The sequence below is a fragment of the Rhizobium sp. 862_C5_N1_2 genome, assembly GCF_051811205.1.
Lineage (GTDB): Bacteria > Pseudomonadota > Alphaproteobacteria > Rhizobiales > Rhizobiaceae > Rhizobium > Rhizobium leguminosarum.
In genome coordinates this window covers 158,600-173,399 of the sequence record NZ_JBPWPT010000005.1, presented here as the reverse complement: position 1 = coordinate 173,399, position 14,800 = coordinate 158,600, and the positions used below count along the sequence as shown (strand labels likewise).

Genomic DNA, 14,800 nt, shown 5'->3' with positions numbered 1-14,800 from the left:
TCAGCGTCTGCCTGAGAGGGCGTAGGGCCGGGGTTGGTGCAGTGGTTATCGCCGGCTTCGCTTTCGATCACCCGAATGGCCGCGACCGGGCACTGGCTTTCTGCTTGCCGCACGGCGGCGTGCAGCGCCTGCGGGACCGTCGCCATGCACACTTCGGCCACGCCGTCCGGTTCGCGCTGACGAAAGGCGCCCGGCAGCGTCAACACGCACTGACCAGTGGTTCCGCACAGGTCCTGGTCGACCACGACGCGAACCTCAGCCGCCGCCTGCGCGTGCAGCCGCACCGGCAGCGCGCGGAACGTCCTAAGGAACGCTGAGGGCTCCCGGGTCGGCTGCTCGGCCAAGGCCAACGTGGGGAAGCGCGCCTGGATCTGCGGCAGGCTCTCGGCCAGCTGCACCCTGGCGAGTTGCGCACCTAGGCAGAAGTGGATGCCATGGCCGAAGCTCAGCATAATCTTTCCGTCGTTCGACATGCCAGGCCTGGTGCCGTAGAACCGCACCGGATCGAATCGGTCGGGATCAGCGAAAGCGTCCGGGTCGCGATTGCCGGCCGCGATCAGCACGCGCACGTCCGCGTCCTTCGGGATCACCACGCCACGCAATTCGATGTCGCGCTGGGCGATACGCGGAATGGAGCTGAACATGGCGGGCGCCTCGCAGCGCAGTACTTCTTCCACGAATGCCTCCACCCCTGCGGCGTCTCCCTGCAGCCAGTGCCGCTCCTCGGGGTAGGCCAGCATCGCCAGCACCGCATGGTCGATAGTCGCAGCAGTGGTGGCGAAGCCGCCCAGCAACATGCCCCACAGCATGCTGATCAACTCCGCGTCCGAAAGCGTGTCGGCATCGTCGCTGTGTGCGCCGACCAGTGTCGACACGATGTCGCGGCAGGGATCGGCGCGCTTGCGCAATATGAGGTCGCCGAAATAGGCCTTCACCCTGGCGCTGGCCACGTCCGCCGCGGCGAGCTGTGGATCGCTGGCGTGCGGGCTCAGGCCTTCTAGAATGGCGCTGACGATCGCTGAGAGCTCGAAAATGTCGTCTTGGGGCATGCCGAACAATTCAGCGAAGACAAGCATGGGCAAGGCCAGTGCGAATTCCCGATGCAGGTCCACCGCCTCTCCTCGCTCCAGTGCGGGCGCCATGCCATCCAGGCGGGCTGCGACGATGCGCGCGATGCTCGGCCGCAGGTTGTCGATATGGCCCACGGTGAAATCGCGCGAAATCAGCCGGCGCAGACGCGTATGCGTCGGTGGTTCCTTCATGGCTAGCGTGGACGCCAGCAGATTGAGCGACAGGCTGCTCGCCGCACGCGGGAAATAGCGCGCCAGTTCGGATGGCGCCGGTCCCCGAAACGCATCGCCCGTGGCCTTGAACGCCCAGTAGATGTCGGCGTGGCGGCTCAACAGAAAGATGCCCGACGCCGCGCGGTGCACCGGATCGTGCTCTTGCAACCACCGCATGAACGGGTACGGGTCTTGGATGCATGCTGGCGACGCCAGCTCGGCGAAGGCGTCGTGGCATGCTGCCTTGGTTCCTTGCACGTCCATCTTGGTTACCTGTCGGGTGGCTGATCTGACCGGCGCGCGCCAGGCGCCGTCAAATGAGAAAATTGCGATACCGGGCGGCGTCCGCACCAGATCACCGGCATCTCCTCGAACCCGCCGGTGATGATCTCCTTGCGCAACTTCAGTTCTTCGGGCGCCACGGCCAGGCGCAACGCGGGAAAGCGCTGGAAGATCGAACCGAATACGGCCTTCAGTTCCAGCCTGGCCAGCGCCGCCCCGATGCAATTGTGCTGCCCGTAGGAGAACGCCAGGTGGGGATTTGCGTCGCGTCCGATGTCGAAGACTTCCGGGTCTTTGAAATGGCGCGGATCAAACGAGGTCGCCGGCAGGCCGACCAGTACTTTGCTCTCCGCGGGTATATGCACGCCTGCGATGGTCACGTCGGTCCGGGGATAGCGCATGATGCCGTCCCAGCCCGCACCAGGCGAATACATGCGCAGTATCTCCTCCACCGCCTTGTCCACCAGGGACGGATCGCGGACCAGGCGTTCGCGCTGTTGCGGATGGCGAAACATGGCCAGCAGGCCGAATTCGATCTGCGCAACGGTGCTCTCGTGCCCCGCCACCAGCACGCCCGCCGCGAGGCCGATCGCCTCTTCCTCGGTCGCTTTGCCCTGGTCGACCGCGGCGAGCAGATCCGTCAGCAGGTTATCGCCCGGCTCCTGTCGCTTGCCCCGTATTTTGCCGTGAATGTAGGCGCGGAGCTCTTCCCAGGCCAGGCCCGACGCGCTGCGCGGGCCGCTTTCATGCTGGTGCGTCATCACCTCGTCGGAGAGTCCTGCGAAAAAGGCGTGTTCCTCGAAGGGCACGCCCATCAGCGCGCTGATTACCTTGGCCGGAAGCGGAAAGGAGACATGGCGTCGCAAGTCTGCGGGCTGGGGCTGAACCGCCAGCGTATCGAACAACTGCACAGTGATCGCCTCGACCTGCTGCGTAAGCAGCTTCACCCTGCTGTTGCTGAAGGCCGGCGCCACGATCGTGCGTAACCGAGCATGCTCGTCCCCTTCGTGCGAGACCAGCCATCCCGGCGAACCGAGAATGACCGAATCCGGGGTGAAATCCGTCGGAGGCATTCCCGCGGGCCGGAATGCCGCGTCAGACAGCACCGCCTTGGCCTCGTCATAGCCTGTCACCCACCAGCATTCGTGCCCGGACGGAAGGCGCACGCGGTGGATCGGACCTTTGGCACGTAGCGCCAACATCTCGGGCGAGGGCTCGATGTGATCGACCCGCCACATCGGCAGCGCCGGCAAGGATTGTTCGGACATGGTGACGCTTTACTCTCTGAGCCTGGAAGGGGCGGAAGATGATGGGCAGACTGCGGGCAGCAAATGAGCTAAGACAGCGCGTAGACGACGTCCTCTGCGGCGATTACCAGCGCCAGATCCTCCGACCGCACGAACGGCGGGGGGAAGGCACTTCCCAATTCCGGGCGCGCCAGCGCAGCGCCCAGGCACAGATACAGCCCTTAGCCGAGCGGCAGGTGCGGGTTGTGCAGCCGGTTGAAATCGAACATGTCGGTATCGCCATAGGTCGCCCGACCGTAGGAATTGGCGCAGCAGGTTCGACCGCACCCACCTACCGACCCGTCCGCAAACATAACTTCCAGACCAGTCCCACACCCCCGGCTTCCCTCCTGGCTCAAGGTCTGCCGCTTTGGCTGTACCGCCCGCGACGTGGGCGATCGTTGTGGCTCGCAAATGAAGAACTCTAGATCGCATCCAACACTCCTGAGATTTTCCCGGTCACAACGGAGCCACTATCATTGCCACAGCAAACCATCGGGACCTCACGAGACGCGAACAGCGACGCACCGCCCGAAGACCATCGCGCTGCGATTGGCGACATACCGTGACCAGAGCAAATCGCGTGCCGGGGTGAATTCGTGGGCTCAGCAGGCATTTCGTAGCAGCGCGTAGTGTCAAGCTCCCGCCATTCAGTCTCAATGCCGACAACCGCTGAGTACATGTCTGACAAAAGCCTGCTCTAACGCCGGTCTGCGTCCGATAGTCGGCGACCTGCATTGGGATGTCCCCGCGGCGGGCTTTCGTGCAACAATCCGCGCCATCTTCGACGTCGAAGTTGCCCCGCCAGTTTTCGTCCGATGGGCGGGAACGTCGTCGACTGCGCCGAGGCCGCCGCGTTAAAAGCGCCGGCCCTGGGCAAATCTCACTGGACCCGCCTCGACTCACCGTCCGGAACACTGCAATAAAGTTTGCGGAGCTTATTTCCGCCAAATGCAAGTTGCGAACTTGCAGTCATCTCGTTTTGACGTTGTTCTCAATGTTTCCACCCCCGCGCTTACCGAGACGGTCGAGCTTCTCGATCGGCGTAGGTCCAAAAGGCAAACGGGAAACGCTCAAATTTTCGAGGCATGTTCTCTTCCGGAAACATGTCATCTAATCAGAAGCGGCGGTCGGCAACAGTCGCCTTAGTCGGAGGTGCTTTCTAAACCAGACGATGCCCCCAGAAGCCTCCTGCTTGACGATTTCGATCGTCCAGTCACCATGGCCGCACATTGCTCGCCTCAACTAATCTTCTTGCCTGCATCATAGCCGGATATTCCGCCGCTTTCCGTGGTCTTGACGCTTTGGCTGTCGATAATCCCTGCCGTCGGTTGCGCCTCCCGTCCCTCGATTTCCCGCGCCGCCATCACCAGAAGCTGGTTGATGCTCTGCCACAGTCCGATCGCGCGCCAAGCATAAAAATAACCGCGCACTGTCGAAACCGGCGGAAAATCGCCCGGCAGCATGCGCCATTGGCAGCCGCTCGAGGGGATATAGAGGATCGCCTCCACGACCGGGCGCATATTCGTCGTCCGACGCCGCCCGCCACGACGCGCTGGCGGGATCAGCGGTTTGATCAACGTCCATTCCCGGTCCTTCAAATCACTTGGAAAACGAAGCACGTCTCGGTTATGCCCACGGCGAGCGATAGCAGTCCAGCTCATCGAAACCCCATTTGATTTAGCACCAATAGGGAATCACAACTGCCTGTTATCGCACAACTTCTTTTAAATCGGGCTCTTAGACATGTTCCACCTCGATTTCGGAGAATACTTTCGGTTGAAGCGCTTCCACAATATTTGGATGCGTTATTCTTGTTCCAAGAAGACGCTTGTGCTCGCTAATATCGATCCGGGATGGGCGAAATACGTCGCGCAACGCGGCGATACTCGCGTACGGGTCTAGCGAACCACAAAAAAATACGTCTATCGCGACCATGCGTTCTTCGTGCCAGGTATTTACGCAAATGTGCGATTCAGCGAGAATTGCGAAGCCCGTGACGCCCCCATCTTCGCTATATTTTCTATAACTCGATTCCAGCATCGTGGCGCGGCAGTCATGAACGGCTTGCGCTACCGCCGCCTCAATCGCTTCAGTATCTCCCGTATTTTCTGCATCCCACATATCGATAAAGAGATGGGTTCCGGCGCATACTCGGTCTGAGCTAGGGTAATTTATTCCGCCTTTAGGCGCTCCGTTCAGCATATATATGCTCCGCTTCTTGGTTTTGCATTGGGTGTGCAGGCGGCATAGCCATGATCTCCGTGGTGGCTTGGAGAATATCCTTTACGGAGGCTTCGTCTGGGTTTGTACCGCCGGCAATTGGATAGATCTCAGAGGCTTCGCCAAAATTCCTTAACAACGACAGCATGGGACCGGGCGACACCGCCCAATCCAAATAGGTATATTCATTCCCCTGAACCGTGTTTCTCAAAGGGTGTTGGACGGCCCAGTTCATGCTGATTGTGATCAGAGAGCCCGTTTTCCGCCAGCTTTCTAAGGCCGAAAACAATTGCTGCCTTTCAGCAGCTCCCTCGCCCATGCCAAATAGGAGGGATACCCCAACCTTGATTCCGGCTTCGGACAAGATCTCAACTGCTTTGTCCGCGCGTTCCATCCACGAACCCTTCTTGGTGGCGATGTTCTTGTGAAGACCTCCAACAAGTTCTGGGCGCGGTGTCTCGACCCCGATGAAAAGATACTCCAGGCCCATGCGGCCTAGTCTTCGTGCAAGGGCTGGGTTATTAACGATTTGGTCAATGGTCGCTTGTCCGCCAAGCCGCACAGGATTTTCGAGTGGGTCGAATACCTTTTCAAACTGGGCTACGAGGGCCGAATTCCATCCAAGAAGAGTTGAGTCTTCAATGAACGCCGAGACAGGAAAGTTTTCGCCGTAATCTGCCTTGACTACGCGGTGGGCTGCTGCGAGCTGGCCGCATAACCGGTGGGGGCTTGTCTTGAACTGTCGAGGAGGCCCGACAACGCTGACCCTCTCACTGCAGAAGATACAATCATAGATACATCCACGCCCGATGTCGCTGAAGACGTGCGCGGTAGGCGCGCCACCAAACACGTCAAAGCTAGTTGTAATTCCGAACATTTCGGCTGGGGATGGCATCCCATTATAATCGAGCGGCATGCCCGAAGAGCACACAGTGTGGACCTGATCGTCCATGATTGTGCCGGCGATCCAGTGCCCCGGGGTGGTCGTCAGGTGGCCCAATGAGAATTTCGCCTCCCTTGGCGAAAAACCTCTTGCTTCCAAGGAAGCTACGACGCACCCAATTTCCGCGATAAAGTGTTCACCATCTCCGGAGAGCACGATGTCGAAACAGTTGGAAACTTTTCCGTCAGCAATTAGCCGCAGAGGGGACGCTAGATGATGTCTTACACGATTTTCGTCATCCCGATATATTGTTTCGGTGGCGTGGCGACCGCCAAGAACGATACAAACGTCATCGCCTAGAAACTCTCTGATGTATTTCGCTGTCTCAATCGCACCACGGAAGCATATCGACATCGCTCCTATGAGAACTAAATTGGGCCGGACCCGGACTAATAGCGGCGTTAGCCTTCGCTGCACATCGTCCATGTCAGATAGCAGAAGCGTTGATTGTCGCCTGTCACTCCTGGTGCCGCGCCAATTGCTTTCGCCCCATGCACCTTCCGCCTTGGATGCCAGTGACGCAGCATATCTGCAGGCATTGTAGAGGCTTGCCGGATCGGCGCTTGATAATGCCATTTCGCCCGCCTCGCCGTGAGAAAACTGGGGGGCAGAACACGCGATTACACGTAAGCCCACGGGCTTCCTCCACTATCTATAATATTTTTTGAAATGATTCGGGCGGTTAAGCGATCCTTTCTTCGGTATTAGACTTGGTCGTATCCGATGGCATAAGTATTGATACAGCAAATATGCTAGTATAACCGCGACGTACGCAGAATACACCAAGTGGTAATGCTCGGTATATTTGATAATCTGTCCTCCGCCGAAATTGCCTTAAGGGGTGCGCCGTTTACGCCTTGGGTCAAGCTGGGGGACGTTGGACTGCTCAGTTTCATCGCGATCACGTTTTTGTGGCTGGTCTGCCTGCCAAGTTCCTGAATGTATCGACCTGTCGCTCTCGCGCGTGGGCCGGAAGGACATAAATAGCAGGCTCAAGAAATAGATGACCTGAAGCAAAAACGAAGCCGCTAAGGTTACGGCGAACGCTTTGAAGATGGAAAGCGAGGCAGCGTAAGCCGAAACAGCACTGGTGCACGTGACCAGCAGCAGGATGCAAAAAAAGGTTCTAAAGGGCAAGGTCTTGCTCCCCGTTCGTTCGTCCAATGTTTCAACTGCGTCAACGCCGACGATTTCGCCCGATTCGTCCACCCTATGAACGTGCATGACTTCGCCGTGAGCAGGCGTTGAAACAGCGTCTGCAATCAATGCGGGCTGCGCCGTCGACAGCGATCAAATACTTCGGCATTCAGCTGGTGCCATAGGTTGCCAAAAGCCGGGTAAGCGCGAATACGCCAAAGTGGCGACTTCTTCCTTCGCGGCTTCCAACTCGGCAAATGCAATGAATGTCTTCCGCCCTTCAGTGTTGACCTTGTCCAGTGGAACGGGAGGCCTTCGGCAACGTAGTAAACGCCGCAATTTTGAGGCGTCAGCTTTCCGTTTCTCGTGCCCATGGCGCCACGCTCGCGGACTCTGAGCGAACCGGCGCGATAGAGTTCATTCTCGCGGATCCTATCATTCGTCATTGCGCTCATAGGAGCACCGGGGAGCGGCGATCAATACGCACTTGCAAGCTTTCCAGTGCGCCCGCAACGATGAGGCCCTTGTTCACTACTCGGTCCATCGGAACAAACACAGGATCAAGCACCGGCCGGCAACATTCAAAACGTCGCGCGGCTTCCGTCATCATTATTGACGGCGAACGATAAGGTTTACTACCATCGCCTCCCAAAAGCGCTATTTTCCCGGCAAGAGGGATCGGGTACCCGTCAAAGATCGTAAAGGCGGTTAACCCAGCTCGCAAAGCTTCTTCCCCAACAAATAGCGAGTGCATGTCGTCGAAGCGGATCATCTGAATAAGATCACTGCCAATTAAACCGGAGATCGATGCAATGCTGTTGCGATCAGGGAGCTCAGCGGCGCGAAAGATCGCACTTTCCGACTCCAACAGATACACAAAATTTTCCATATCCTTGCCTTCTAATTTCTTGAAAAGAGCCCGTGCCCAGCTGCTTTTGGCTGGAGCGAAAGCGACTTGTCCATCAACTCGGGATAGCGACAACGCGCGGCAATATGCAGATTTCAGTGTGCTGTGTAAATGGTCCTGCGCCAATTCGGTTCGGCTTAAACCAAGCTTGGCTCCGGACGCGGCGCTCCGATAGCGATCATCATGTTGTATTTGATGTGATATTATGATTGGCATGTTTTTATTCCGGCACGCCCCTATACAGAATTCGCGCCAACAATGTACGCGACGATGTTAAACCATACCGGCGGCCGCGCAGTCGACCAGGGCGGGTTCAGCAATCGAACGTGGCGGCCATCGGCGTCGCCGCTCGTATGGCTCGACATTTGTCCCACTTTTGCGGAACGGAATCCCGACCTTGGGCAGATTATGCAAACGAGTGCGTGTTCCAGATTTGACGAGATCTTTACGTTGTACGAATACCCGGCAGAATTAGAAACCATCTCCCACCGCTGCAGACGCGAGCGCCTGAACTCGAAGCTGACGAGTGGAGCTTCTATCAATGCACTCCTTACGACGTTGAAAGCAGAAAGAAAATCTGCAATCGGCGAGTTCCATCCGAGCATCACGACATTTGGCTAGCGCAACCGGGGCAACAGCCGCGCTCACTGTTGGCTTACTCAAGTGCGCTGAGTGCCGCGGTCGCGAATTCGCCCTCGGTCCCCAGGCGTTTTTGGTGCCGCGTTTTGAGCGTTATTCAAAACGCAAATGATGACATCCAATCAATCTATTTTTCCTGATTGGCGACCTTGGTGCATGACGGAGGTGTCTAACCAAGGAAGCCGATCGCGACCGCAGCGGAGAGCGTACAAAAATGCAATAGATAGGAAGCGGCAGATTTTATTGCGTATCCCGGAGAGATACTGGCGCCGCCTTGTTGCTCGCTATGGCGGCGGCCTTCGGAGCGCGGCGAACAGGCCCGGTCTCCAACTACTCTGAGGACTATAGAAGAGACATATGGATAACTCTATCGGCTAACGCGTCTTTGCGCAGGCGTTGATCTTTGATCTTCGCTCGGATTGCTGCATTCAGACTGCTCGATCGGCGCCGCAGATTGAAAGCCTGCGTTTGTCCGTTTGGCGACCACTGGAGGCGGGATCGCCTCCCCGCTGCACGGGCGATCGAGGCTTCAAGTGTCACTTGCTCAAGCTGGCACAATCTTTGAATGTTCGCCTTGCGAGGGCCAAAGCAGCCAACTGAATTCGATTATTGGAGAAAGTGACGAAGCGCATGCCAAATGTGCATCACATCGGGGTCTCGACGATAGCGGACGCAGCACGTCAAACCAGCATAGCCGTCGACCACTGCGACGATTGCCAAACACTCTATGTCAGCCGACCATGCCAGATGGGTCTTAGGTTATATTTTGATGACTATGTGCTCTTCCGCGTTTTTTCGCGCGCACTTGAAGAAATTGAGATGGGGATTGCCACCGCGACCGAGGCAACCGGCCTTTCACTTAGGGAGCTGCGGGATATTCCAACCCGCAGTTTCCCGGCAAGGCTCATCCGCGCCTTTGCCCTGCAAGAGGCGAGTGATTGCGTGCGTGATGCGGAGGAGCAACTGTTGCGCGATATGCTTCTAGCGTATGTCCGGCCAGGCGACCCTGAGGGCGTGCGTTTCGCTAAGATCATTGCGCGACGTTCCATGCGTGAAGACCACCTCTGGCGGGATCTCGGCTTGCTTGACAAGACCGAACTTGGCAGATTGCTGTTCGCGCATTTTCCGGCGCTGGCGGCAGGCAACACCAACAACATGAGGTGGAAGAAGTATTTTTACCGCAAGATTTGCGAAGCTGAAGGCTTTTCCCTTTGTAGCGCTCCCAGCTGCAAGGAATGCGGCGATTTTAATGAATGCTTTCTGCCTGAGGAAAGCGGAAGTCTTTCTGGAGCGGCAGAGTTCGTCGGGCGCCAGATCTTGAAAACGTGAAGGCCCCAGATGCAACCTAGCGGGCTTGTCCGGCGACGTTGGACCGAGAACGGGGATCCTTGCTCCCGATATTTGCGACTGTGCGGCACGCGCAAATGCCACTTCCTTAAAGATGAGCGGTGATGTCGTCGTCGGATGGTGATCATCGGGCGATTTTGATAGCACCTACTAAAATTGCCATAAGCTCTTCGCCGTATTCGACTACGCGATCCACAATTTGTCGGAGCTGAGCGTGCGCCTGGAAAAAAGCATCTGCGACTAGCGCTTTTACTTGATACCTTGCTCCGATCTTTGCTGTAGCCTTCGAGCATTTCCTCAGAATTGACCCGCTGACGATCGAAACCGGCTCTGTTGTCAATCTCAGCCTATGGCGAAACAATCCGGCCGCAAGACTGCAGCTGCCAAGCTGGCGGCATTCCTCCTATGTGTTCATGGAGACAGCATAACAGCGAGTTTGTTGTAAGCGACAATCTCTACTGTGCCTTCATCTGCGTTCTGCTGATCATCCGGCCTTAATCCGACGCGTGGTGCGAAGCCGATCGGCCATCAAGACGGTATCGATCTGTTTGGCTCTACGACTTGCCACACTACTTCTGTCCCTTCGCTTGGGATGTAGGGATACGGACGACATTTGTTGATCTTTGAGGCTAGCGATTTCGAACCGACAAAACCTCACAGCCGCTTCGTCCAGTTTGGCGGCTTCGGGACAAGAGTTTGTCGAACCCGCCTTCGAAAGTTTGGAATTAAATAGCTGAAGATCAGCAAACCAACTGTTTTATATGCTGCTGCCCACATGGCACGGGTTTTGAAGACTGCCCTGGGAGGCGGCGCGAGCTGCCGGCCTTTTACTCAGCGATGGATGGAACGAAAGAAGGAAGGCGATATGTCAGATTTGCGTCAAATCGCATTTTACGGCAAAGGGGGGATCGGCAAGTCCACCACCTCCCAAAATACGCTCGCAGCGCTTGTCGACCTCGGGCAGAAGATCCTGATCGTCGGATGCGACCCGAAAGCCGACTCCACCCGGCTGATCCTGAACGCCAAAGCACAGGACACGGTTCTGCATCTGGCAGCCCAGGAAGGTTCGGTGGAAGACCTTGAGCTCGAGGACGTGCTCAAGGCCGGCTACAAAGGCATCAAGTGCGTGGAGTCCGGCGGTCCGGAACCGGGCGTCGGCTGCGCCGGGCGCGGCGTCATCACCTCGATCAATTTCCTCGAGGAGAACGGCGCTTATGACGATGTCGACTACGTCTCCTATGACGTGCTTGGCGATGTGGTGTGCGGTGGCTTCGCGATGCCGATCCGTGAGAACAAGGCCCAGGAGATCTACATCGTGATGTCCGGCGAGATGATGGCGCTCTATGCCGCCAACAACATCGCCAAGGGCATCCTGAAATATGCCCATTCCGGCGGCGTGCGGCTCGGCGGCCTGATCTGTAACGAGCGCCAGACGGACCGCGAGCTCGACCTCTCCGAGGCGCTGGCTGCCAGGCTCAATTCCAAGCTCATCCACTTTGTGCCGCGTGACAACATCGTCCAGCACGCCGAGCTCAGGAAGATGACGGTGATCCAGTACGCGCCGGACTCCAAGCAGGCCGGGGAATATCGGGCGCTAGCCGAGAAGATCCATGCCAATTCGGGCCAAGGGACCATTCCGACCCCGATTACCATGGAAGAGCTCGAAGACATGCTGCTCGACTTCGGCATCATGAAGAGCGACGAGCAGATGCTGGCCGAACTACAGGCCAAGGAGTCAGCGGTGGCTGCGGCTCAATAACTGCCGCTGTCGACAGGACGCGCTGGCCCTTGAGCCAGCGCGTCCTTCCACGAAAGACGCTTCGTCGACGACGACCTAACCCGAACCTTGAAAGGGGCAGGGGCCCATGAGCCTTGATTACGAGAATGACAGCGTTTTGCATGAAAAGCTCATTGCGGAAGTGTTAGCGCAATATCCAGACAAGGCGGCAAAGCGCCGCAAGAAGCACCTCAGCGTCGCAACGAGCGGCGACGAGCCTGGCGATGAGCCGAAGGCGCTTTCCGAATGCGACGTCAAATCGAACATCAAGTCCATTCCGGGCGTGGCACGTGCCCAATAGGACCCAGCTTTCGAGGGAAAAAAACGTGTCAAATATTGAATGTGAACGTGACACGGACTGCAGGCGAAAGTCTGTGCGCGCACCGTCGTCGATTTTCGTTCCGAACACAAATAGCGGGGCGCAGTTGCCTTGGTATACTATCTACCCAACAATACAGGAGTTTTCTCCAGAAATCGGCGCCCACACTTATGAGCAATGGCTGAGAAGCCAGGGAACTGATGACGCTGTCTCGCTCTATCTCCACATTCCATTCTGCCGCTCGATGTGCTGGTATTGTGGTTTTCCGACTAGCATCACTCGTCGGGATACTTTGATAACCGATTATCTAGCAATGCTGCGCGAGGAAATCCGCCTGGTCGCCGAGCAAGTGCCGCAGGCACTCTCCGTGGGTGACGTGCACTTTGGCGGCGGATCCCCGACCATTATGCCATCGGCAGACTTCCTGTCGCTAATGGAACTCCTGCGCGGCCGTTTTGCGCTTGAGCGAGGCGCAACCATTGCCATTGAGGTCGACCCGCGCACGTTCACCACCGATATGGCCGAAGCCCTAGAAAGAGCCGGTGTGAATCGCGCAAGCGTCGGTGTGCAGAGCTTCGATCCCGTCGTACAAAAAGCGATCAACCGGATTCAGAGCGAGGCGCAAGTGATGACCGCCGTCGAAAACCTCCGCCTGTATGGGGTCAGGCGTATCAATTTCGATCTGATGTTCGGTTTGCCGAACCAAACCGTCCAGTCCTGTCTAGAGAGCGCAATGTTAGCTATTGCGATGCGTCCCGACCGTCTCGCGGTTTTCGGTTATTCCCACGTTCCATCTTTTCGAAAAAATCAGCGCTTGATTGACACCGCAGCACTGCCCGATATAGCCGCGCGAGCTGAGCAGGCCTCAGCCATGGCCGATACGTTAGTTGCAGCAGGCTATCTGCAAATCGGTCTCGACCATTTTGCTTTGCCGGATGACGAGCTTGCAATAGCACAGAGAGCTGGTCGTCTGCGCCGCAATTCGCTTGGTTACTCTGCCGAAACCTGCCCAACTGTCATCGGTTTGGGCGCGTCCGCCATCGGTCGTTGCGGCGACGGTTACGTTCAAAACGATCTCACGCAAAGCTGTTATAACCGACACATAGCATCCGGCCGCTTGGCGATCTCAAGGGGCTACCGTTTAACTACCGAGGATCGCGTAAGAGCTGCAATCATCGAACAGCTCATGTGCTACTTGGAGGCGGACATATCAGCAATCTGTACGGCCCAGGGATTTGATCAGACCCATCTAGTGAGTTCAGCTAAGCAGCTAGAGATTCTGGCTGAGGACGGGATCGTTCAGTTTGACAACGGTTTAGTCCGTGTACGGCACGAATGTCGCTCTGCCCTTCGCCATGTCGCTGCCGCGTTCGATGCTTATCTTGGCCGCCAGCCCATCTAGACTGGCAAACGGAGGGCCTTAGAGTGATCACATAATCGAGCTCGAGTTCGTCGAGATGTTAGGCAGGAGGCAAGCCCCAATTGCTCGATTTAAATCGATCGCTGAATTCGAAGTCAATGGCATGTGTCGGTCTCGATCGCGTCACAGTTCAGCTCTCGCCACTGGCAAAGAAATCCGCCGTCAGATCGTGCAAGGTCTGGCGCAGAACGGCTTCACCGGCTCGGTTGCGCGCGCCAACTTGAAGCAGGCGACACCTTCGTTCAAAGCGCCGGACCAGACGCCCGGACAGTTCAGCTTGACGTCACCAATGCGGCTTCGATTGCGCAAGCGGCGGAGACGCGCATCAAGAAACCTGCGGCAGGCTCGATGTCCACAGTGGCGATCGAGCGCGGTTAAATGCCTAGAACATGGCCTAAACACGCTTGTCGTCGATGTCGACGAAATGGGACCGTGCTTGGAACCCTAGCCGTACACAGGTGATGCTGCCGCTGGCTCCGCGAAGCACCGGCGGCAAGAACCATCAACATGCCCAGGGCGACAGGTTGCCTGACGCTGAACAATGATCCTTCGACGTGGCCTAGGAGAACGCTTTCAATGCCGTCACTTGCAATAAACCGGGCTCAACGTGTTGCACTGCGACAGGTCACCGTTCAAACCGCTCCAGCATTGTTCTCAACTGCGCGTTTTGCAGCCTTAGCTTTCTGGCTAGCTGCCCCCTGAGCACCCTGATGTCTTCGTCGAGGCTCATCTGGTCCGCAGTGTGAATTGCCGGGGCCGCGTTTGCAATCGCGGCTGATGCCTTCTTACGCGGGGCGACCTCGAGAGTTCGCACGAACTTCGTAGCATCATGCCCAGCGACGATGTCGGTACCAAGCTCGCCGAATGGAGGTGGATCAGCCGCCTCAACGATTTTGGCGTCTTGGCCGTCGACCTGATCGTGGCTGCGACGAGAGATGGCCTCCTCAGTCTCGTTCATGCCGATACCGATTCCGACTTCTTTGGAAACAACAAACTCGGTGGAAATTGCAGGAGAATGGCCGTGACGGGGAAGCCCCTCGCTTGCCGGTCGAACGGCGCTAATCAGGCTCTTCTCGGCAGGCGTTTCGGTCGGACCGGCAATAGCCAACGGGTCCGGCGTAACCTTTTGGTCCGAGCCGTTTTCTCGCTTTTGTTCGCGACCCGGTGAGATCAGTCGGGCAAGAAGTTTCCAGGGAGACGCCATCTATCTGACCTCGCGTTTTATCCCGCAAGCAGG

At 57.3% G+C, this 14,800-nt stretch carries 9 protein-coding genes and 5 pseudogenes; 4 read left to right on the top strand and 10 right to left on the bottom strand.

Going from position 1 to position 14,800, the window contains the following annotated elements; genetic code table 11:
• Window positions 1-128 precede the first annotated feature (128 nt).
• From ACD590_RS36255 to ACD590_RS36215, 9 genes and pseudogenes are all read right to left on the bottom strand, one after another.
• Window positions 129-206, bottom strand: a pseudogene (locus tag ACD590_RS36255) (ferredoxin); the annotation flags it as partial.
• 60 nt (window positions 207-266) lie between these two features.
• Window positions 267-1,547: pseudogene (locus ACD590_RS36250) on the bottom strand (cytochrome P450); the annotation flags it as partial.
• Window positions 1,548-1,552: 5 nt separating this feature from the next.
• Window positions 1,553-2,833 (bottom strand): cytochrome P450, encoded by a 1,281-nt coding sequence (locus ACD590_RS36245; RefSeq protein WP_097622047.1) that lies wholly within the window; start codon window positions 2,831-2,833, stop codon window positions 1,553-1,555.
• A gap of 925 nt (window positions 2,834-3,758) precedes the next feature.
• Window positions 3,759-3,941: pseudogene (locus tag ACD590_RS36240) on the bottom strand (1-aminocyclopropane-1-carboxylate deaminase); the annotation flags it as partial.
• A 157-nt stretch (window positions 3,942-4,098) separates the two neighbouring features.
• Window positions 4,099-4,515 (bottom strand): annotated as a pseudogene (locus ACD590_RS36235) (IS5 family transposase); the annotation flags it as partial.
• A 76-nt stretch (window positions 4,516-4,591) separates the two neighbouring features.
• Window positions 4,592-5,056 carry an adenosylmethionine decarboxylase gene (speD, locus tag ACD590_RS36230; protein ID WP_097622241.1) on the bottom strand — a complete coding sequence of 155 codons (465 nt, stop codon included), beginning with the start codon at window positions 5,054-5,056 and terminating at the stop codon, window positions 4,592-4,594.
• Entirely contained in the window at window positions 5,037-6,443 is a 1,407-nt protein-coding gene (locus tag ACD590_RS36225; RefSeq protein WP_245433424.1) for a radical SAM protein, read from the bottom strand. The genes speD and ACD590_RS36225 overlap by 20 nt, the downstream gene beginning before the upstream one ends.
• Before the next feature lie 408 nt (window positions 6,444-6,851).
• On the bottom strand, window positions 6,852-7,283 hold the full coding sequence (locus ACD590_RS36220; protein ID WP_239621156.1) for an exopolysaccharide production repressor protein: 432 nt from the start codon (window positions 7,281-7,283) through the stop codon (window positions 6,852-6,854).
• Window positions 7,284-7,605: 322 nt separating this feature from the next.
• Entirely contained in the window at window positions 7,606-8,043 is a 438-nt protein-coding gene (locus tag ACD590_RS36215) for a DUF3846 domain-containing protein (RefSeq protein ID WP_007636966.1), read from the bottom strand.
• 1,287 nt (window positions 8,044-9,330) lie between these two features.
• On the opposite strand from ACD590_RS36215, the gene ACD590_RS36210 reads away from it, so the two are divergent.
• The 4 genes and pseudogenes from ACD590_RS36210 (at window position 9,331) to hemN (ending at window position 13,545) form a co-directional block, all read left to right on the top strand.
• Window positions 9,331-10,029, top strand: a complete 699-nt coding sequence (locus ACD590_RS36210; RefSeq protein ID WP_097622243.1) for a nitrogen fixation protein NifQ — start codon at window positions 9,331-9,333, stop codon at window positions 10,027-10,029.
• An 883-nt stretch (window positions 10,030-10,912) separates the two neighbouring features.
• Window positions 10,913-11,806, top strand: a complete 894-nt coding sequence (gene nifH, locus ACD590_RS36205; RefSeq protein ID WP_054186393.1) for a nitrogenase iron protein — start codon at window positions 10,913-10,915, stop codon at window positions 11,804-11,806.
• Window positions 11,807-11,912: 106 nt separating this feature from the next.
• A pseudogene (locus tag ACD590_RS36200) lies at window positions 11,913-12,110 on the top strand (nitrogenase); the annotation flags it as partial.
• Window positions 12,111-12,198: 88 nt separating this feature from the next.
• On the top strand, window positions 12,199-13,545 hold the full coding sequence (gene hemN / locus ACD590_RS36195; RefSeq protein WP_439004422.1) for an oxygen-independent coproporphyrinogen III oxidase: 1,347 nt from the start codon (window positions 12,199-12,201) through the stop codon (window positions 13,543-13,545).
• Window positions 13,546-14,188: 643 nt separating this feature from the next.
• Here hemN and ACD590_RS36190 read toward each other — a convergent pair.
• Window positions 14,189-14,767 carry a hypothetical protein gene (locus tag ACD590_RS36190; RefSeq protein ID WP_097622126.1) on the bottom strand — a complete coding sequence of 193 codons (579 nt, stop codon included), beginning with the start codon at window positions 14,765-14,767 and terminating at the stop codon, window positions 14,189-14,191.
• Between the last annotated feature and the right edge of the window lie 33 nt (window positions 14,768-14,800).